Origin of the sequence: Nocardia sp. NPDC127606 (assembly GCF_042671725.1) — a bacterium.
Classification (GTDB): Bacteria; Actinomycetota; Actinomycetes; order Mycobacteriales; family Mycobacteriaceae; genus Nocardia.
The window spans coordinates 694,396-712,610 of sequence record NZ_JBHXWQ010000002.1; the positions used below are offsets into that span (position 1 = coordinate 694,396).

Annotated in this window: 21 protein-coding genes; 19 read left to right on the forward strand and 2 right to left on the reverse strand. The window is 65.7% G+C overall.

Going from position 1 to position 18,215, the window contains the following annotated elements; all coding sequences use genetic code 11:
• Positions 1 to 2 precede the first annotated feature (2 nt).
• The 15 genes from ACFVJ5_RS13955 to ACFVJ5_RS14025 all read left to right on the forward strand — a co-directional run bounded on the left by ACFVJ5_RS13955 (position 3) and on the right by ACFVJ5_RS14025 (position 12,102).
• Positions 3 to 164, forward strand: a complete 162-nt coding sequence (locus ACFVJ5_RS13955) for a hypothetical protein (protein ID WP_379220300.1) — start codon at positions 3 to 5, stop codon at positions 162 to 164.
• Positions 165 to 309: 145 nt separating this feature from the next.
• A complete protein-coding gene (locus ACFVJ5_RS13960) occupies positions 310 to 1,041 on the forward strand; it encodes a YoaK family protein (RefSeq protein WP_379220301.1) in 732 nt (243 codons plus the stop codon).
• Positions 1,042 to 1,309: 268 nt separating this feature from the next.
• Entirely contained in the window at positions 1,310 to 1,708 is a 399-nt protein-coding gene (gene rpsH / locus ACFVJ5_RS13965; RefSeq protein ID WP_056818383.1) for a 30S ribosomal protein S8, read from the forward strand.
• Positions 1,709 to 1,723: 15 nt separating this feature from the next.
• The gene (gene rplF, locus ACFVJ5_RS13970) at positions 1,724 to 2,263 is read left to right on the forward strand and encodes a 50S ribosomal protein L6 (protein WP_379220302.1); all 540 of its coding nucleotides are present in this window, start codon (positions 1,724 to 1,726) and stop codon (positions 2,261 to 2,263) included.
• A gap of 2 nt (positions 2,264 to 2,265) precedes the next feature.
• Entirely contained in the window at positions 2,266 to 2,673 is a 408-nt protein-coding gene (gene rplR / locus ACFVJ5_RS13975) for a 50S ribosomal protein L18 (RefSeq protein ID WP_379220303.1), read from the forward strand.
• Between the two features lie 31 nt (positions 2,674 to 2,704).
• Positions 2,705 to 3,364 (forward strand): 30S ribosomal protein S5, encoded by a 660-nt coding sequence (rpsE, locus tag ACFVJ5_RS13980; RefSeq protein ID WP_378598341.1) that lies wholly within the window; start codon positions 2,705 to 2,707, stop codon positions 3,362 to 3,364.
• 1 nt (position 3,365) lies between these two features.
• On the forward strand, positions 3,366 to 3,545 hold the full coding sequence (gene rpmD, locus ACFVJ5_RS13985; RefSeq protein WP_056819257.1) for a 50S ribosomal protein L30: 180 nt from the start codon (positions 3,366 to 3,368) through the stop codon (positions 3,543 to 3,545).
• A 2-nt stretch (positions 3,546 to 3,547) separates the two neighbouring features.
• Entirely contained in the window at positions 3,548 to 3,991 is a 444-nt protein-coding gene (rplO, locus tag ACFVJ5_RS13990; RefSeq protein WP_101464424.1) for a 50S ribosomal protein L15, read from the forward strand.
• A 164-nt stretch (positions 3,992 to 4,155) separates the two neighbouring features.
• Positions 4,156 to 5,478: a preprotein translocase subunit SecY gene (gene secY, locus ACFVJ5_RS13995; protein ID WP_378632265.1), complete on the forward strand. Its 1,323-nt coding sequence runs from the start codon at positions 4,156 to 4,158 to the stop codon at positions 5,476 to 5,478.
• On the forward strand, positions 5,475 to 6,020 hold the full coding sequence (locus ACFVJ5_RS14000; RefSeq protein WP_056818371.1) for an adenylate kinase: 546 nt from the start codon (positions 5,475 to 5,477) through the stop codon (positions 6,018 to 6,020). The genes secY and ACFVJ5_RS14000 overlap by 4 nt, the downstream gene beginning before the upstream one ends.
• A 26-nt stretch (positions 6,021 to 6,046) precedes the next feature.
• Positions 6,047 to 6,844 (forward strand): type I methionyl aminopeptidase, encoded by a 798-nt coding sequence (map, locus tag ACFVJ5_RS14005; protein ID WP_379220304.1) that lies wholly within the window; start codon positions 6,047 to 6,049, stop codon positions 6,842 to 6,844.
• Positions 6,845 to 6,918: 74 nt separating this feature from the next.
• A complete protein-coding gene (locus ACFVJ5_RS14010) occupies positions 6,919 to 8,004 on the forward strand; it encodes a BMP family protein (RefSeq protein WP_379220305.1) in 1,086 nt (361 codons plus the stop codon).
• An 11-nt stretch (positions 8,005 to 8,015) separates the two neighbouring features.
• Positions 8,016 to 9,533, forward strand: coding sequence for an ABC transporter ATP-binding protein (locus tag ACFVJ5_RS14015; RefSeq protein WP_379220306.1), 1,518 nt, complete (start codon positions 8,016 to 8,018; stop codon positions 9,531 to 9,533).
• Positions 9,534 to 9,541: 8 nt separating this feature from the next.
• The gene (locus ACFVJ5_RS14020) at positions 9,542 to 10,819 is read left to right on the forward strand and encodes an ABC transporter permease (RefSeq protein WP_379220307.1); all 1,278 of its coding nucleotides are present in this window, start codon (positions 9,542 to 9,544) and stop codon (positions 10,817 to 10,819) included.
• Positions 10,816 to 12,102 carry an ABC transporter permease gene (locus ACFVJ5_RS14025; protein WP_379220308.1) on the forward strand — a complete coding sequence of 429 codons (1,287 nt, stop codon included), beginning with the start codon at positions 10,816 to 10,818 and terminating at the stop codon, positions 12,100 to 12,102. The genes ACFVJ5_RS14020 and ACFVJ5_RS14025 overlap by 4 nt, the downstream gene beginning before the upstream one ends.
• On the opposite strand, the gene dtd is transcribed toward ACFVJ5_RS14025, so the two are convergent.
• A complete protein-coding gene (dtd, locus tag ACFVJ5_RS14030; protein WP_379220640.1) occupies positions 12,103 to 12,546 on the reverse strand; it encodes a D-aminoacyl-tRNA deacylase in 444 nt (147 codons plus the stop codon). It abuts the gene before it with no gap.
• Between the two features lie 95 nt (positions 12,547 to 12,641).
• Entirely contained in the window at positions 12,642 to 14,141 is a 1,500-nt protein-coding gene (locus ACFVJ5_RS14035) for a hypothetical protein (RefSeq protein WP_379220309.1), read from the reverse strand.
• A gap of 348 nt (positions 14,142 to 14,489) precedes the next feature.
• On the opposite strand from ACFVJ5_RS14035, the gene ACFVJ5_RS14040 reads away from it, so the two are divergent.
• The 4 genes from ACFVJ5_RS14040 to ACFVJ5_RS14055 all read left to right on the forward strand — a co-directional run bounded on the left by ACFVJ5_RS14040 (position 14,490) and on the right by ACFVJ5_RS14055 (position 18,213).
• Positions 14,490 to 16,460 carry a hypothetical protein gene (locus tag ACFVJ5_RS14040; protein WP_379220310.1) on the forward strand — a complete coding sequence of 657 codons (1,971 nt, stop codon included), beginning with the start codon at positions 14,490 to 14,492 and terminating at the stop codon, positions 16,458 to 16,460.
• Positions 16,457 to 17,248: an ESX secretion-associated protein EspG gene (locus ACFVJ5_RS14045; protein WP_379220311.1), complete on the forward strand. Its 792-nt coding sequence runs from the start codon at positions 16,457 to 16,459 to the stop codon at positions 17,246 to 17,248. Before ACFVJ5_RS14040 ends, ACFVJ5_RS14045 begins: the two co-directional genes overlap by 4 nt.
• Before the next feature lie 153 nt (positions 17,249 to 17,401).
• Positions 17,402 to 17,746, forward strand: coding sequence for a hypothetical protein (locus tag ACFVJ5_RS14050; protein ID WP_056818360.1), 345 nt, complete (start codon positions 17,402 to 17,404; stop codon positions 17,744 to 17,746).
• A complete protein-coding gene (locus tag ACFVJ5_RS14055; RefSeq protein WP_379220312.1) occupies positions 17,743 to 18,213 on the forward strand; it encodes a YbaB/EbfC family nucleoid-associated protein in 471 nt (156 codons plus the stop codon). Before ACFVJ5_RS14050 ends, ACFVJ5_RS14055 begins: the two co-directional genes overlap by 4 nt.
• Positions 18,214 to 18,215: the final 2 nt, after the last annotated feature.

Here is an 18,215-nt window from a genome sequence, read left to right on the forward strand (position 1 = left end):
AAGTGGTTGGTATCGAACACAATTCGATCGGTGGCGCGGATCGGACGGAATCGCGTGGCGGCATCGTCGCAGGTCGCCGGTTTCTTCGCGTGGCGGTGGATGCGGTCGTCCACGGAATTGTCTTCGGATTTTTCGGTTACCACGGCATTACCGGCTTCTCATAATCCTGTGTCTTTCCCGAGAATGTGATCTCCATGCTGGCCGGCAATTTATTTCGTGGCTACTGTCGGGGCTGTTGCGTAACAATGCAGCGTGCAGATGGGCGTCAGTGTCGATCCCTTGCCGAGTGAATGCAGAGGATGTGAATTCGTGACCCCGACCACAGCGAACAAGCCACGTGACGTGGCCCACCGGGTGTCTCTGCGTGGAATTCCCGCCGGCGCGATGCCGATGGTCGCGTTTCTTTCTATTTTGGCCGGATTTATCGGAGCGGCGGCTTATACGCATTCCGCCGGATATTTCGTGACATTCATGACCGGTAATACCGAGCGCGCCGTTCTCGGCTGGTTCGACAATGATCAGCTGCTGGCCACCGGGGCGATCACGCTGCTTTTCTCGTTCGGGCTCGGTGTGTTCGTGGCCTCGATGCTGCGACGGCGGCTGTGGCGGCGCGGTCACTACGGCGCGTCCGTGGTGACCACCGTGGCGCTCGCCGTGGCCGCGATGGTCGACTACGCCCTCGACCGCACCGGCGGCCAGGAGGTGGGGTTCATCCCGATCGCGTTCGTCGCCTTCGCGGTGGGCGCGCTCAACACCGCGTTCGTCAAGAACGGCGAGACCAGCGTTCCGCTCAGCTATGCCACCGGAACGGTGGTGAAGCTGAGCCAGGGCATCGAAAGCCATGTCAGCGGGGGTAGTGCGCGCGATTGGCTCGGCTACGGCCTGCAGTACGCGGCGTTCGCCGTCGGCGCCCTGCTCGGTGGCTTGATGAGCATGGTGGTGGGTGGTGAGATGATGCTGATCGTCGCCGCCGGTGTCTCGGCCTCGGCGATCCTGATCACTTACAAGACGGGCGGGAGGGCGGGCCACACCGCCGCGTGACGGAGATCGCCCCGGTCCGTCGCCCCCCCGAGTTTGGTCCTGACCACGGCATTGCCTACACTAGAGCGGTTGCCTGGGCAGATCTGTGTCCGCTGCGCGCTTCGGCGCGGGTGGGACCGTGCCAGGCGCCGAGAGCTCGCAAGAGAACTCATCCGGTCGGTAAGTGCCGACCGGACCAGCCGAATTGTTGTAGGCCCACGGTCGACCGCGTGAGAGTGCGGGAGATGTTGCATGGGAACCGCAGCGAGAAAGGTGTCGAGGTCTAACCATGACCATGACTGATCCGATCGCAGACTTCTTGACGCGTCTGCGCAACGCCAACTCGGCGTACCACGATCAGGTGAAGGCGCCCCACTCGAAGATCAAGGTGAACATCGCCGAGATCCTCAAGCGTGAGGGCTACATCGCCGATTACCGCACCGAAGACGCGACCGTTGGCAAGGCCATCGTCGTCGATCTGAAGTACGGCCCCAGCCGTGAGCGCAGCCTGCAGGGCCTGCGTCGCGTCTCGAAGCCGGGTCTGCGTGTGTACGCGAAGTCCACCAACCTGCCCAAGGTCCTCGGCGGCCTCGGCGTGGCGATCATTTCCACGTCGACCGGTCTGCTCACCGACCGTCAGGCGGCCAAGCAGGGCGTCGGGGGCGAAGTCCTCGCCTACGTCTGGTAAGGGAGGTCAGGACAAATGTCGCGTATTGGTAAGAAGCCCATCGAGATTCCGGCCGGCGTCGACGTCAACATCGACGGCCAGGTTGTCACGGTCAAGGGGCCCAAGGGCACCCTCTCGCACACCGTGGCCGAGCCCATCACCGTCACCAAGGGTGAAGGTAATGAGCTCGAGGTTGCTCGTCCCAACGACGAGCGCGCGAACCGTTCGCTGCACGGCCTTTCCCGCACCCTGATCGCCAACATGATCGAGGGTGTCACCAAGGGCTACGAGAAGAAGATGGAAATCTTCGGCGTCGGTTACCGCGTTCAGGCCAAGGGTTCGAACCTCGAGTTCGCCCTCGGTTACAGCCACCCGGTGCCGATCGAGGCCCCGGCAGGCATCACCTTCGCGGTGGAATCGCCCACCAAGTTCTCGGTGTCCGGAATCGACAAGCAGAAGGTCGGTCAGATCTCCGCTGTCATCCACGGACTGCGTAAGCCCGACCCGTACAAGGGCAAGGGCATCCGCTACGCCGGCGAGGTCGTTCGCCGCAAGGTCGGAAAGACGGGTAAGTGATCATGGCGCAAACTGCTAACCAGAAGGCGAAGCGGATTCCGCTGGGCAAGGATGCTTCCACGAAGCGTCGCCTGTCGAAGACCCGCCGTCACTTCCGTCTTCGTAAGAAGGTCGAAGGCACCACCGAGCGTCCGCGCCTGGTGGTCAACCGCTCCGCGCGCCACCTGCACGCTCAGCTGATCGACGACTCGGTGGGCAAGACCCTTGCCGCCGCTTCCTCGATCGAGGCCGACGTGCGTGCGCTCGAGGGCGACAAGTCCGCCAAGGGCGCGAAGGTCGGTCAGCTGATCGCCGAGCGTGCCAAGGCTGCCGGTATCGAGGCGGTCGTGTTCGACCGTGGTGGTCACGACTACCACGGCCGTATCGCGGCGCTGGCCGATGCCGCTCGTGAAGGTGGGCTGAAGTTCTGATGACTGTTATTTCGAACGGAAGGAACGTCTGATGCCGGGACGTCAGCGGCGTGACGGCGGCAACGGACCCGCCGGACAGAACAACAACACCAACAGCAACGCCGGAGGCCCCGAGGGCAACCGTCGTGGCGGTGGCGATCGTCGCGGTGGCGGCGACCGTCGCGACAACGCGGCCGAGAAGAACCAGCTCGAGCGCGTCGTCGCGATCAACCGTGTCTCCAAGGTCGTGAAGGGTGGTCGTCGCTTCAGCTTCACCGCCCTCGTGATCGTCGGTGACGGCAACGGTCTGGTCGGCGTCGGCTACGGCAAGGCCAAGGAAGTTCCCGCGGCCATCCAGAAGGGTGTCGAGGAGGCTCGCAAGAGCTTCTTCCGCGTCCCGATGATCGGCTCGACCATCACCCACCCGGTTCAGGGTGAGGCGGCGGCCGGTGTGGTCATGCTGCGTCCGGCTTCGCCCGGTACCGGTGTGATCGCGGGCGGCGCGGCTCGCGCCGTGCTCGAATGCGCAGGCATTCACGACATTCTGGCCAAGTCGCTCGGTAGCGACAATGCGATCAACGTCGTTCACGCGACGGTTGCCGCGCTCAAGATGCTCCAGCGTCCCGAAGAGGTTGCCGCTCGTCGCGGTCTGCCGATCGAGGATGTCGCTCCGGCGGGCATGCTGCGTGCGCGTGCAGGACAGGGAGCCTGACATGGCTGATCTCAAGGTGACTCAGATCAAGAGCACGATCGGTGCCAAGTCGAACCAGCGCGACAGCCTGCGGACGCTTGGTCTGCGGAAGATCCGCCAGTCGGTGGTTCGTGAGGACAACGCTCAGAACCGCGGTCTGATCAACGTCGTGCGCCACCTCGTAACAGTTGAGGAGGTCTAGACATGACCATCAAATTGCACCACCTGCGTCCCGCCCCTGGCTCCAAGACCGAGAAGACCCGTGTGGGTCGCGGTGAGGGTTCCAAGGGTAAGACCGCCGGTCGCGGTACCAAGGGCACCAAGGCACGCAAGAACGTCCCCGCGGCGTTCGAGGGTGGCCAGATGCCGCTGCACATGCGTCTGCCGAAGCTTCGCGGCTTCACCAACCGCTTCCGGGTCGAGTACCAGGTCGTCAACGTTGGCCGCATCGCTGAGCTGTTCCCGCAGGGCGGCGTCATCGGTAAGGCCGAGCTCGTCGAGGCCGGCGCCGTTCGTAAGAACGAGCTGGTCAAGGTTCTCGGCGACGGCGAGATCGGTGTCGCCATCCAGGTGACCGCCGACAAGGTGACCGGCTCCGCCAAGGAGAAGATCACCGCAGCCGGTGGCACTGTCACCGAACTGGCCTGACGGTACTGTAGTCAGCAGCTGACACCGGACGAGTCGCGAGCTCGTCCGGTGTCACTGTTAGAGTTCCAAGTGTTGTCTGCCAAGCTCGTCATCGGCTGACGATTCCACATGCTGTCCAGTGGTTCAGTCGCATGGCATGACCATGTCGTTCGCCAGGAGGATTTGTGCTTTCCGCCTTCGTATCGGCCTTCCGGACTCCGGACTTACGGCGGAAGATTCTCTTCACGCTGGGGTTGATCGCGCTGTACCGGTTGGGTGCCGCGCTGCCGTCCCCCGGCGTCGATTACCGCGCGGTCCAGGACTGCGTGAAGCTGGTCTCCGGTGGTGAATCCGCCGGTATCTACCAGCTCATCAACCTTTTCTCCGGTGGCGCGCTGTTGCAGCTGTCGGTGTTCGCGATCGGCATCATGCCGTACATCACCGCGAGCATCATCATCCAGCTGCTGACCGTCGTCATCCCGCGGTTCGAGGAACTGCGCAAGGAAGGCCAATCCGGCCAGACCAAGATGACGCAGTACACCAGGTACCTGTCGGTCGCGTTGGCGATCCTGCAGGCCACCGGCCTCGTCGCGCTCGCCGCGCGCGGTCAGCTACTGCAGGGCTGCCAGCAGGAAATCCTCGCCGACACCAGCATTTTCGGCATGATCATCATCGTCCTGGTGATGACCGCCGGCGCCTCGCTGGTCATGTGGTTCGGCGAGCAGATCACCGAGCGCGGTGTCGGTAACGGCATGTCGCTGCTCATCTTCGCCGGTATCGCGGCGCGTATCCCGCTCGACGGCAAGAGCATCCTGGATACCCGCGGTGGTCTGGTCTTCGGTCTGGTGTGTGCCGCTGTGCTGGCGATCATCGTGGCCGTGATCTTCGTCGAGCAGGGTCAGCGCCGGATTCCGGTGCAGTACGCCAAGCGCGTCGTCGGTCGCAAGATGTACGGCGGTTCATCGACGTACCTGCCGTTGAAGGTCAACCAGGCCGGTGTCATCCCGGTGATCTTCGCGTCCTCGCTGCTCTACCTGCCCAACCTGGTCGCGCAGCTCACCAACTCGAATACGGCGACGGATCCGAGCTGGTGGCAGGAGATCATCCAGAAATACCTGGTGAACCCGTCCAACCCGGTCTACATCGCGATCTACTTCGCGCTGATCGTGTTCTTCACCTACTTCTACGTCGCGATCACCTTCAACCCGGAGGAACGCGCGGACGAGATGAAGAAGTTCGGTGGCTTCATCCCGGGCTACCGGCCCGGTAAGCCGACCGCCGACTACCTCAACTATGTCCTGAGCCGCATCACCCTGCCTGGCTCGATTTACCTCGGTCTGGTCGCCGTGCTCCCGAACCTGTTCCTCGACATGGGCAATTCGGGTGCGGTCGCGAACCTGCCGTTCGGCGGTACCGCGGTGCTCATCATGGTCAGCGTGGGTCTCGACACGGTCAAGCAGATCGAGAGCCAGCTGATGAATCGAAATTACGAAGGGTTCCTCAAGTGAGAGTTGTTCTGCTCGGTCCGCCGGGTGCCGGCAAAGGTACTCAGGCCGTCCTGCTGTCAGAGAAGCTGGGCGTTCCGCACATCTCCACCGGAGACCTCTTCCGCGCGAACATCAGCCAGCAGACCGCCCTCGGTCGCGAGGCACAGAAGTACATGGACGCGGGCGACCTGGTCCCCAGCGACGTCACCAACCGCATGGTCGAGGCGCGCGTCGGCGAGCCCGACGCCGCGAACGGTTTCGTGCTCGACGGGTACCCGCGCACGGTCGACCAGGCCGACGCGTTGAAGAAGATCCTCGAGCACAACGGCACCACGCTCGACGCGGTGCTGTGCTTCGTGGTCGCCGAGGACACCGTGGTCGAGCGCATGCTCGCCCGTGGGCGCGCCGACGACACCGAGGACGTTATCCGCAACCGGCTGCGGGTCTACCGTGAGGAGACCGAGCCACTGCTCGAGCACTACGACGGTCTGGTCGTGACCGTCGACGGCATCGGCGAAGTCGATGAGGTCAACGGCCGGGCGCTCGCGGCGCTCGGTCAGTAATCAGCGGATCGGAGTACTGAGGCCGGATGGTCTTCACCCGTAAGAAGAAGGTCGTGCCGTTCCGTTCGGCGGGCGAGCTGGATGCCATGCAGGCAGCCGGCGCGATCGTCGGCGCGACGCTGGTCGCCGTTCGCGCGGCGGCCAAGCCCGGCGTTTCGACGCTGGAGCTCGACGAGGTCGCCGAGGCGACGATCCGTGACGCGGGCGCCGTCCCGTCGTTCAAGGGTTATCACGGCTTCCCCGGCTCGATCTGTTCTTCGGTCAACGACCGTGTGGTCCACGGGATCCCCTCGGCGAGTGAGATTCTCACCGAGGGTGATCTCGTGTCCATCGACTGCGGCGCCATCCTCGACGGCTGGCACGGCGACTCGGCGTGGACGTTCGGCATCGGCAACATCATCGAGGCCGATCAGCTGCTGAGTGAGGCCACCAGGCTCTCGATGGAGACCGGCATCGCGGCGATGCTGCCGGGCAACCGGCTGACCGACGTCTCGCACGCCATCGAGCTGGGTACGCGCGCGGCCGAGCAGGCGCACGGTCGGCAGTACGGCATCGTCGACGGTTACGGTGGCCACGCCATCGGGCGCGAGATGCACATGGATCCGTTCCTGCCCAACGAAGGCGCGCCCGGTAAGGGACCGCGCCTGGTGGTGGGGTCGGTGTTGGCGATCGAGCCGATGCTGACGCTCGGTACCACCGAGACCAAGACACTCGATGACGACTGGACCGTGGTCACCACCGACGGGACGCGCGCGGCGCATTGGGAGCACAGCGTCGCCGTCACCGAGGACGGGCCGCGCATTCTCACGCTGCGCCCCGAGTAGTTCACCGACGACTTGTCGGTGAAGTAATCTTTCTAATCCGTCTGGCCGCCTGCGCGATCCTGTATCTCTGAGTGATGAGATCTCGGATCGCGCTGGTCGCCGTCGGTTGCGCGGCCTCGGCCTTGCTCGTCGGCTGCGGTGAGCCGCCGCCCGACGCGCGCTATACGGGATCGGGCAACACCTACGGCACCGCGAACGCGGGTTTCGAGACCTGCATGGTGACCGATGCGGGCGGTGTCGACGACAAGTCGTTCAACGAATCCGGCTGGAACGGGGTGAAAGCCGCGATCGACGCCAACCCCGGCGTCTACGGCTCCTACCGCCAGTCCAACAGTTCCGCCGACTACGAACCCAACCTGCGAGCCTCGGCCGACGACGACTGCGATCTGGTGATCGGCGTCGGCGGCCTGATGGCCGAGGCGGTGACACAGGTCGCCGCGGAGTATCCCGATCAGCGTTTCGCGATCGTCGACGCGCACGTCGAGCTGGACAATGTCTACTCGATGGAGTTCAACGCCGCCCAATCCTCCTATCTGGCAGGCTATCTCGCGGCGGGGATGTCGAAGACCGGCCGGGTCGCCACCTGGGGCGGCATGCAGATTCCGGCGGTGACCATCTTCATGGACGGGTTCGCCGCCGGGGTGGCCGGGTACAACACGGCGCACAGGACCGCGATCGCCGTGCTCGGCTGGGATGTCGAGGACCAGAACGGTTCGTTCACCGGCAATTTCGACGATACGAGCGCGGGTCGCTCACTCACCGAGAACTTCATCGCCCAGGGCGCCGACGTGATCCACCCGGTCGCCGGTCCGGTCGGCATGGGTGGCGCCTCCGCTGTGCAGGACGCGTCGAACGTCTCCATGATCTGGGTGGATTCCGATGGCTACGAGGCGGTTCCGGAGTACCAGGACATCATGTTGTCCTCCTCGATGAAGGACATCTCCGCCGCGGTGCGGGTGGCGATCGACAATGCCTTCGGCGACGGCGTCAAGGACGGCCGGTACGTGGGCACCCTGAGCAATGCCGGGGTCGGGCTCGCGCCGTTCCACGATTTCGACGCGAAGGTGCCCGAGCCGCTGAAGCAGGAGCTCACCACACTTCGGCGCGACATCGTCGACGGCAAGATCGTGATCAATTCCCCGGCCGCTCCGAAGCTGTAGAGGACAGGCGCATGCGACTCGAAGCACAGGGATTGACCAAGGCATTCGGAACGTTCCTCGCCGACGACAGTGTCGACCTGGTGGTGGAACCCGGCCAGGTACACGCGATCCTCGGGGAGAACGGCGCGGGCAAGTCGACCCTGATGAACATGCTGTACGGCATTCTCGAACCGACCAGCGGTCAGATCCTGATCGATGGCGAGCCGGCGCGGCTGCGATCGCCGGGCGATGCCATCGCCGCCGGAATCGGCATGGTGCATCAGCATTTCAAGCTCGTCGGGCCGTTCAGTGTCGCCGACAACGTGCAGCTGGGTCGCGAACACGTCAAGCGGGGCGGTCTCGATCGGGCGACCGCGCGGCGGGCGGTGCTGGAGGTGTCGGAGCAGTACGGTCTGGCGCTGGACCCGGACGCGATCTGCGAGGACCTGCCGGTCGGTGTGCAGCAGCGCGTCGAGATCGTGAAGGCGCTGTCGGGCAGGACCGATCTGCTGATCCTGGACGAGCCGACCGCGGTGCTCACCCCGCCCGAAGTGGCCGAGTTGCTCGGAATTATCCGCAATCTCACGGCCTCGGGGATGTCGGTGATCTTCATCAGCCACAAGCTCAAAGAGGTGAAGGCGATCGCGGACACGATCACCGTCCTGCGGCGCGGGAAGGTCGTGGCCGAGGCGTCGCCGCAGGACAGCGAGGCCGAGTTGGCGGCGGCGATGGTCGGGCGGTCGGTGGTGCTGACCGTGGATCGACCGCAGGCCCAGCCGAGCGAGATCGCGCTGGATATCAAGGATCTGACGGTGCTGGGCGAGCGCGGGACGCCGATGCTCGACGGACTGACTCTGGCGGTGCGGGCCGGTGAGATCGTCGGGTTGGCCGGGGTCGAGGGCAACGGGCAGACCGAACTGGCCAGGGCGGTGCTCGGGACCGTCACGCCTGAGGGCGGCTCGATCGAGATGGGTGGTACGCCGGTCACCGGGTGGAACCCGTACCGCCGGATCGTCGCCGGGCTCGGCTACATCCCGGAGGATCGCGGCCGCGACGGGCTTGCCGCCGATTTCACCGTCGCCGAGAACCTCGTTCTCAATCAGTACCGCGACAAGCCGCTGTCGAATCGCGGCGTGGTCGACGCGGCGGCGGTGCGAACACTGGCCGACAAGGCCATCGCCGATTTCGACATCCGCACCAGGGGGCCGGGGGAGCCGGTGTCGGCGCTGTCGGGCGGCAATCAGCAGAAGGTGGTGATCGCGCGCGAATTCTCCAGGCCGCGCACGGTTCTGGTCGCCGCGCAGCCGACGCGAGGAGTGGACGTCGGCGCCATCGAGTTCATCCATCGCCGTCTGGTCGCCGAACGTGATTCGGGAACAGCGGTCCTGCTCATCTCCGCGGAGCTGGACGAGATCCTGGCCCTGTCCGACCGCATCGCGGTGATCCACAACGGGCAGATCGTCGGCGTCCTGGCCCCGGACACACCGCGCGAGATCATCGGTCAGCTGATGGCAGGCCACCGTCCCGCAGATCCAGCACCCGCGAGCTGAGGACACCCATGCCGAGTACGACCATCGAGCCGGACATCGACTCACCCGGCGAGCGTAAACCAGACAAACGCGACGTCGGCCGCACGTTCGTCGGGTACCTGACCGAGGCCAACAGCGTGATGGTGACGATCTATTCGTTGCTGCTGGCCTTCGCGATCGGCGCCCTGTTGATCATCGTCTCCGACGCGGCGGTGCGGGGTGCCTGGGGCTACTTCTTCAACCGTCCCGCCGATGCGCTGAGTTTCTCGTGGCAGGCGGTGAGCGCGGGATATCGCGACATGTTCGAGGGCGCGATCATCGACTTCGGGCGCGTGCAACAGTATGTCGACGGTGACGCCACCCTGGCCCAGGTGCTGCGCCCGATCTCGGAGACGCTCACCTACGCGACCCCGCTGATCTTCACCGGACTCGCCGTCGGCCTGGCCTTCCGGGCCGGACTGTTCAATATCGGCGGGCACGGGCAGTTCATCCTCGGCCTGCTCGGCGGCGTGATCGTCGGGTTCGCGCTCGACCTGCCGCCGCTGCTGCACGTTCCGCTGGCCCTGCTCGCGGGTGCGCTCGCCGGCGGTCTGCTCGGTGCCATCCCCGGTGTGCTCAAGGCGAAAACCGGCGCGCACGAGGTGATCTCGTCGATCATGCTGAACAATATCGCCACCTATTTCCTGCTCTGGGCGTTGAGCACCACGTTCATCCACTCGACGACCTCGCAGGAACTGGTCTCCAAGCAGGTGGACTTCTCCGGCCGATTGCCCCGGCTGCTCGGCTGGGCGGGCTCGGGCCTGCGGGTCAGCGCGGGGCTGTTGCTGGGGCTGGCGCTCGCGGCCGGAATCTGGTGGCTGCTGCGCAAATCCACCTTCGGGTACCGGATCCGGGCGGTCGGCGCGAATACGCACGCGGCGGAGACAGCGGGTATCGATATCGGGCGCACGTTCATCACGACGATGGCGGTGTCGGGCGGGCTGGCCGGGTTGGGCGGCGCCGCACTGGTATTGGGGCTCAACCCGTACACGGTCAATCCGGGCACGGTCGCCGAATTCGGGTTCGACGGGATCACCGTCGCGCTGCTCGGGCGGGCCCATCCCGGCGGCATCGTGGCCGCCGCACTGCTGTTCGGTGCGTTGAAATCGGGCACGCTGCACATGCAGCCCGCGATTCCGGTCGAGATGTCCACGCTGTTGCAGGCGGTGATCGTGCTGTTCGTCGCCGCGCCCGCGCTGGTGAAAACCCTGCTGCACCTGCGTACACCGCGCGGTGGCCTCAACACTCTGGAAGCGAGGGGCTGGTGAGTACCACCACCGCGTCACCGGTCGTCACGGCCGAAGCCGCCCGGCACAATGCGGCCGGGGTGGTGCTCATCGTGCTCGGCATCGGTCTCGGCGTCCTCGGCCTGCTGTTCGTCGAGGGTGGGCGCACGACCACCTTCCGGCTGGATCAGACGGTCGAAAGTGGTTGGACCGTCGACACTCTCACGATCGTGCTGGTCCTCAGCGTGGTGGCGGTGGTGCTCGGTGGGGTGCTGGCGGCGCGGCCGCTCTCGCGGCGCGCGCACGGGGCGATCGTCGGCATCGCGGTGGCGGCCCTGGTGATCGCGGCGCTGTCGTGGGTGGTGACGCCGGGTGTCGGCTTCCCGGTGGAGTTCGTGCTGGCGTCGACGCTGTTCCTGGCGCTGCCGTTCATCTTCGGTGCGCTGTCCGGCGTGGTCTGTGAACGGTCGGGCGTGATCAACCTCGGCATCGAGGGACAGTTCCTGGCGGGCGCGTTCACCGCGGTGCTGTTCTCCTCGATCACCGGCAACCCCTACGTCGGGATTCTGGCCGCCGTGATCAGCGGCATGCTGTCGACGCTGCTACTGGCCTGGCTGGCCACCCGCTTCGAGGTCAACCAGCTGGTCACCGGTGTCATCCTCAATCTGCTCGCGCTGGGGCTGACCGGCTTCCTGTTCGAACGGCTCATGCGCATGGACCATTCGCTCAACCAGCCGAGCACGGTGCCGCGCATCGGCGGGTTCCTCCACGACATCGGCCTCGGCTTCCTGACCGACATCCCGGTGCTCGGGCCGGTGCTGTTCGACCAGAACCTGTTCGTCTATGTCGCGCTGACCTGTGTGTTCGGGCTGTCGTATCTGCTGTTCCGGACCCGCTGGGGCCTGCGCACCCGCGCCGTCGGCGAACACCCGGCCGCGGCCGACGCCGCGGGCATCGACGTGAACCGGTTGCGCTTCTGGAACGTCACCTGTGCCGGCGCCCTGTCGGGTTTCGGCGGCGCGTTCTTCACCATCGCCAACAATGTGGCCTTCAGCAAGAACATGACCGCCGCGCTCGGCTTCGTGGCCCTGGCGGTGATGATCGTCGGCCGCTGGAAGCCGGTCGGCGCCCTGCTGGCCGCCCTGCTGTTCGGTTTCTCCAGCGCCCTGCAACGCTTCCTCAACACCATGCCGGGCAACCCGATCCCCACCGAATTCCTCGGCATGCTGCCCTACATCGTCACCCTGGTCGTGGTCGCCGGATTCATCGGAAAGGCGGTCGCGCCCGCCGCCGATGGTATTCCGTACCGGCCGGGCGACAAGTAGTCAGCCTTCGAGCAGGACGGTGACCGGGCCGTCGTTGGTGAGTTCGATCTGCATATGGGCGCCGAATTTTCCGGTGGCGACGGTGGCGCCCAGTTCGCGGAGTGTGTCTGCGAAAGTGTCGACGAGGGGTTCGGCGAGGGAGCCGGGGGCGGCGGCGTTCCAGGAGGGGCGCCGACCCTTGGCGGTGTTGGCGTAGAGGGTGAACTGGCTGACTACCAGGATGGGGGCGTCCAGGTCGGCGGCCGAACGTTCACCGTCGAGAATTCGCAGGCGATATGTCTTGTCGGCCAACGCTTTCGCGATGGCCTCGGTGTCGGTGTGGGTGGCGCCGACAAGGGCGAGCAGGCCGTGGGGGACACCTGTCGCCGCCGGGTCGATACGTCCGACGACCTGATCGTCGACGCTCACCTCGGCGCTGGTCACGCGCTGTAGCAGTACTCGCACAGCCTCGATCATGCCGGGCGGCCGTGCTCCATGGCACTCCGGGGCGGAGGCCACTGACGCCCGGTGGGGAGGCAGCGGCCGTTCGCCGCGACGGGTCAGTTCTCGCCGAAGAAGAGGATATTCGGGCCGTAGTCGGTGAGCGGGGCCTTCTCCGCGGCCTGCCGGATACCGGCGCCGGGGAGTTCGGTGACCTTGGCGAACATTTCGGCGTTACCGAAGGCTGCTCTGACCTGGGTCTCGGAAGCGTAATCGGCGCCGTAATCGGCCAGGGTCGCGAAATCCAGTGGGGCCAGCGGGGCGTCGAGGGGCGCCTGACCGGAGGGTCGGCCGAGGGCCGCGTACTGGGTGGCGATGCCGTTGTCGTAGAGGCACAGTTCGTAGGAGATCTTCTCGATCGTGGCGACGGTGAGAACCGGCCATTTCTTCGAGAGGGCAACGGCGAGTGGGTGTTTGCCGAGTGCGCCGATCTCCCAGTTGAGGCTCTTCACCGAAATCCAGCTGCCGGAGGACTTCTCGACGAGCACCACATCGGCACCGAGCTCGGTGTCGAGATTGGTCTTGGGTTCCTTGACGCCCCAATGCTTGTCGTGCACACCAGCGAATCGCCCGGCATCGACCGGCTCCGCTTTGTCCTGGGCGTACGCGGCGACGATGGCGGCGCGGACCTGGTCGAGCGCGTCCGGCGCCGAGCACCGCACGGCGATCGCACCGTAGGTCGCCGAGATCTCCACCGGCCGCGAGGGCGGCTCCGGCATCGCCCCTGCCGCGAGGGGCTTGAGGCCGACGAGCGCCAACCGCCAGTTGATCTCGTCGATCGTGGCCAGGTCGCCGCCCGACTGGTACAGAATCTGCTGCTGAGTCAGCCGCCCCGCGCGTTCCAGGGTCGGCGCGCCCAGCTTGATCAACGCCTGGGTGGTCTTGACCGTGAGATCCAGTTCCTCGACCCGGGTTTCCCGCAATTTCGCGGTACTCGCGGTCGTGGTGACCTCGGAATACAACGCGCGATAGCTGGCGATGGCCTGCTTGCGCGAGCGCCCCACCATCAGAGTGCGCAGCAGGGTGCTCAGGCTCGCCAGATACTTGCCGGGTTGTTCGCCAGCGCGCGCGTACATCGCCGCGCGAATCCGCACCGCCGACTCACTCGCCGCTACCGCCGCATCGTGATCGAGACGCATCAACCACACACCGCACTTGGACAACCCGTCGGCGCACATGGCCGACACATCCGGGTAGTCCTGCGCGACCTGTCGATACGCCGAACAAGCGCTGCGAATGGTGTTGGTGGCGAGCTGGCGATGTCCGACCAACCGCGTCGCCTGCTCGAACAACCGCAACGCGTCCTGCAACGCGCCCGCGTACTCGTAGGAGACGTACCCGCCGACCAGCCAGTGCAGCCGGATCGCCACCGCTTCCTGCGCGGGCTCCAACGCCTCGGCGGTGCGATCGCGACCCGACGGGTCATCACGGGTGGCGAGCAGGCCCTGGGCGAGTTCGGTGAGCGAACCGGCCAGGCGCAAATAGTCGTCGGAGTGCTGGCTACGGGTGTTGGCGCGATTGGCCGCGACGCGCCGTTCGAGGTCGCTCAGGTCGGTCATGAGCGGTTCCGTCGCGACGTCGACCTGAGCCGAGTCGACGTGTCCACGTTGGTCATGAGCAGTTCCATCGCGACGTCTACCTGAGCCCTATCGTTCGTTCGTTCGTCAGCCGTCGGACGGCCGCCTGCGCTTCGATCGAGTCTGTCACAGATCGGTCTCGGCCGTCGGATCGTGATCGGATTGCCGGCTTCGCTGCGATGTGGGACGCGAGCGGTGAAAACAGTCGGTGCGATGTTCGTCGAAGCGTGACTTGCTGGGGCTGTGCATGTTTCGTCGTGGTCGTTAGACTCCGACACGATCGAGCCCGTCGACGAGAGTCGTCGGTGGTGTGCATCGAGGAGCGAGTGCGTGGGTAACGAGACTCCCTGGTCGGGGTTGGCCGGTAGGGCGAAGGTGCGGGTCGAGACGGGTGCCGCACTCGATGCCGCCAAGGCGTGCAGCGATGCGATCGAGGTGTTCAACGCGTGCCTGAAGATCGTCGGTGCGGAGAAGTTCGGGCACTTCGACGGTGAGAAACTCGGCGGGTCGGAGGTTATCGCAGGCCCGCTGCTGGCGACCAGGTTCGAGATCGAGGCGTGGGACGCCAAGGAATGTCTCGAACGGCACGTCGACTCGTTGACCGACATGATGGACTTGTTCAAGTCAGCTGGTGACACCTATACCGGCGCGGATCATATGTCGAGCACGGAGATTGCCGCGCTGAAAGCCGACAAGACCAAACTCGGGGATGTGAAGCCCTCGACGGCGGAGCAGGACAAGCTGGGCACGTCGATGGGCAAGAAGGGCGACGACTATCGCCCCGGCTACTACGACGCGGACGACGTGAAGAGGCACGAAGCCGACGTCGACGTCGCGACCGTGCCCAAACTCAAGACGACGGCAAAGCCCAAAGAGATCGAACCCATAGACGTAGCCTCGCCGGAAAGCATGAACTGGGGGGAGCTCCATCGACTCGGCGTTCGGATCCAATGGGCGGAGGTCGGTGACGCGGCGACGATCTGGGCGAACATGGCGACCGAGGTCTACAAGGCCGCATCGCAGCTCGAGGTGAAGCTTCAGAAGATCACCACCGAGAGCTGGGAAAGCCAGGGCGGTGACACCGCGTTGCAGGCGATCAAGACCTACGCCAAGTCGGTGTACGAGCTGTCCGGTGGCTTTCGGATGACCGAGGCCAACCTGCGGTACACAGCGGACTGGTTGTATTCGACGAAGGTGGCGATGCCGCTCAGCGAGAACGAGCCGCGTGGTTGTGGCGACGATGAAGGCGACAAGCGCGAGGCTTATCGCATCCACTATGTCGACGGTCTGAGCCACACCGAGAAGCTCTTCCCGGTCTTCACCGAACCCGCCGCGCCGGCGGGACCGGTCGAGAAACCGAAGGACAGGCCGTCCGATAACGGACAGAATCCGTCGGACAAGCCGTCGGGTTCGCAGCAACCGTCCGGAAACCAGGGTGGTGGGTCGCAGGGCGGCGGCGGTTCTCAGCAGAGTGGTGGCGGTTCTCAGGGCGGGTCCGGGCAGCAGAGTGCCGGCTCGGCGCAGTCGCCCGCTCAGCCGCAGATCACGCCTGAGGGTCAGGCGGCGCAGAAGACCGCCGAGCAGATCCAGGCCGGCGTAATCCCGTCGACACCCACCGGAACCGGTTCCACGGGAACGGGTTCGACGGGTTCGGGTTCGACAGGTTCGGGTTCGACGGGTACCGGTTCGTCGAGTGCGACGAATCCCGCCACCGGCGCCTCGCGAGCGGGCATCGTGGGCCAGCAGACGGGCAGCACGCAATCCGGCTCCGGGTCCGGTTCGGGCACCGAGATGTTGTCCTCGCTGATGTCGGCGGTGACGTCGACGGTCTCGTCCCTGTCCGAGGCGCTGCCGAGTGTGCTGACCGCGCTGCAGCAGATCTCGACGGACGTGACCGCGGGCCTGCCCGATCTGAGTCAGCTCGGCTCGGTGTTCGAGCAGTTCCCCGACCTGGCGGCGATTCTGTCGGACTCGCCGGAGGTCAACAGTCTGATCTCGGCCAACCCCGCGTTGGAGCCGTTGGCTGCGATGCTGGGGATCGAGGTGGCGGACGCACCAGCGGTGACCGAACCGGCCGAGACCACCTCGGAACTGCCGGAAACCGCGTCGGCCGCGGGCGCCTTCCCCCGTGCCTCGCTGCCCGATTTCTCGAACCTGCTCCCGAGCCTGGAGGAGGTCGGCGCGCCGTTGACCGGTCTCGTGGCCGCCGCCCCGCAGGCCGAGGTCGTGCCCCTGGTCGAAGCTTTCGACGGAGGCGACGGTTCGTCCGCGTCGGCTGCCCGATTGGTGGCCGGCGAGTGACCCGGACGTGGGAATTCACCGATCTCGAGTTCTATGTCCTCTGGCGACGATTGGTCGGGGGCACGCTGCCGCGTCCACTCACCTTCCAGACGAACACGCGGTTGCTCGCCGATTTCGAGCGTGAGAGCTACGAGACCTGGGAACGGTTGCAGCACACCGTCGACCCGGTGCTGCGCACTGTCTTCGAGGTGCTCGAACGACCGGAAGTGTGGGTGCGACTGCGTGGTTGGAACGACGCGCAGGAGAGCGACCCGCAGTACTGGGTGAAGGCTCGCGCGGCGCGTGCGGGCGCCAACGGTTACCTCATCTACCAGCGGCCGGGCGAAACCTATACGCACAGTGGTGGTTACGTGGTGATCGACTGTGGTCCGTACGGTATCGCCGAGGCGCTCGTCGACTTGATGCCCGCAGTCGGTGCGGGCGGTGGTGGCCTTGTTCCGCTGGCGACCGATGCCGAACCCACGGAGTATCAGCCGCGCGCCTCGATGTTCTTCGAGGAGGCCGACACCTCGGTGGCCCAGCGCAGTGCCGAGTTCTTCGACATTCCCGCTGACCGCACCGGAACGATCGATATCCTCCAGAACCAATCCATGTTCGGCTCCCGCGGTATGCGCCGCGAGATCCTGGTCTGGCGTGATCTGCCCGCTGACGGCCGCTACACCATCGAGTTGCCCTCGGACGCGCCCGTCGCGACGCCGACGTCGCGACCTGCGTTGATCGAGGCGATCAACGCGGGCATCGACCGCATGATGGTCCGCGTCGAGGCGCACTGGGAGGCGAGCGCCTAACCGCGTGCCGAAGGTGCTCTCCGGCACCGCGATCCGCGCCGCATAGTTCTGTTTACGTTGCCGTCACCCGGAATTCGCCTTACAGTCGCAGTGTCGTCTTGAACGATCTGAACTGGTGCGGTGCGCCGTACGGGCGCTGGAAGTGGGCTACCGATGACGGACGAGAATGTCGAGTTCGATTCCGGCCTTTTTTTCAAGGCCGCTGACGCGACCGGCCGCGTCCGTGATCGGATCCAGGGTGTGTTGGACACGCTGGCCACGTCGACGTCGAGTCGTGAAGGATGTTGGGGCTCGGACACCCTCGGCCGCAACTTCTTCTGCGGCCCGGACGGTGACAACGGCTACGAATCCTCGCGCGAGAACACCGTGGACAACGCGGGCAGCATGGCCACCGGCATGAAGAACCTCTCCACCGGTCAGCACGAGAGCGCGGTGCTGCTCAGGGACATGGAGCAGGGCAACCGCGACGGCCTACGCGGCCGAGGCGGGCGCGGATGACCAACGAGCAGGCCAGGTCCGACCTGCACACCGTGATGGACGGGGTGCAGGAGCAGTTGCGCACGATCGCGCGAATTCAGCAGGAGCGCGCGCAGATCATCGGCACCGCTACCGTGCGCAAGCGGGTGACGGTGACGGTGAATGCCGACAACCGGGTGATCGAGACGAAGTTCGCCGCCGACATCGATGACCTCGACTATGCCGAGATCGCCAAGGCGGTCACCGAAGCCGCGCAGCAGGCCGCCGCCGAGGTCGCCCGCAAGACCGCGGAGCTGACCGCACCGTTCCATCAGCAGCGTGCGCGGATGCCCAAGCTCAGCGACCTGGTCGACGGTATGCCGCAGCTGCGGATCCCGGAGCCGGTCGAGGCGTCGCTCGACCCGCCGAAGGCACGAGATCGACTAGCCGAGAACGACGATCAGGGCAATCGTGGTGGATCCAGTGCCGCCACGGATTCGAGCTGGTGACC